Annotated in this window: 1 protein-coding gene; it reads right to left on the bottom strand. The window is 42.5% G+C overall.

Going from position 1 to position 1462, the window contains the following annotated elements:
* Positions 1–1334 (bottom strand): IS1182 family transposase (locus V7126_RS23645; RefSeq protein WP_046131622.1); only part of this gene is annotated, 1334 nt, incomplete at its 3' end.
* Positions 1335–1462 lie beyond the last annotated feature (128 nt).

Here is a 1462-nt window from a genome sequence, read left to right as displayed (position 1 = left end):
TTCCAGGTCCAATTCGCCAGCTTTTTCAGATTCATGGCAGCGAAAACAAGCATCGCCTGCATGGACAATTTTTTCTTTCCCCGTAGGGTTGTCCAGCGCAGGCCATGCTTATGTTTTAAATCGGCAAAAACTCGTTCGATCGTCTCTTTACGTTTGGCATAGATTTGTTTATTCTCTTCCGTATGCCGAAGATGATCAGCTTCGTCTAAATGATCCTGCCAGATATGTCTGTGAATCATCTTTCGATGATCTCTACTTTCTGTACATGTATGTAGTAATGGACATGGTTTACATCGTTTTGGATCTGAAGCATACTCTCGATAACCTTGCCGATTGGTTGTGCGATAGGAGAGAATATGGTCTTGCGGGCAGATATAGACATCATAAAATTCATCGTAAACATACTCGTGTTTTCTCATGAATCCTTTTTTGGTTTGCGGACGCGTGTAAGGCATAACAGGGCGAACGTTTTCTTCATGAAGAAATTTTGCGATAACCGGTGTTTTGTATCCGGCATCAACTGCGACCGTATGAGGCTTGGCAACGCGCTCTTTTACTTGTTGAAACAGCGACGCGAACACTTGGCTGTCATGGATATTGGCAGGCTCAACAACCGTTCCCAGCACAAATCCGTTCCGATCACAAGCTGTATGAAATCCATAGGCAAAAAGACGTTCTCGTTCGCCTTTGACAAAATATCCGCTCTCAGGATCAGTTGTACTTTCCTTTACTTCTCGTTCCTCTAAGCATCGCCTGGGCTTTAAGGGCTTTTTTCCGTTCGCTTCGCGATCGGCATTAATTTCTTGATCTAGCTGCTCCTGATAAGCTCTTGTTTCTTTTCTTACGATCTTTTTCACAAACTTTTTCTTATTGGCATTCGCTTTGACATGTGTGCTGTCGATGAAGGCGACCGAAGGATCGACGAGGCCGAGATCCATGGCTTGACGTAAAATCTTATAGAAGATTGTTTCAAATAGGTCTGTGTCATGAAAGCGACGTTCATAGTTTTTACTGAAGGTTGAAAAATGAGGGATTTTTTCAGAGAATCCATATCCAATAAACCAGCGATAGGCTACATCAGTTTCGATTCGCTTAATGGTTTCGCGCATGGAGCGATGACCAAACACGTATTGAATGAGCACCATTTTAATCAGTACAACAGGATCAATACTTGGACGCCCTTTTGAAGAATAAAGAGGGGCAACTTTTTCATAAATAAATGAAAAATCAATGGCTTCTTCCATCTTCCTGACCAAATGGTCTTCAGGTACAAGCTCACTTAAGGCAAAGACTTCAAGCTGTTCACGCTGATCTTTAGAGTGTTTGGTCAACATGGTAAAACCTCCAAAAATTAGATTCCACACACATTTTAACAAAAAAAGCTTGTCGATCAAGCCACTTTTTTTGTGACTTTGTCGACAAGCTGAAGCCGCCGGCAATACCCGGCGGCCTTTCCTTGTTA

Source organism: Bacillus sp. JJ675 (assembly GCF_036963165.1).
Taxonomy (GTDB): Bacteria; Bacillota; Bacilli; order Bacillales; family Bacillaceae; genus Bacillus; species Bacillus glycinifermentans.
The sequence above is the reverse complement of the archived record's forward strand: the minus strand, read 5'-3'. Positions and strand labels throughout refer to the sequence as shown.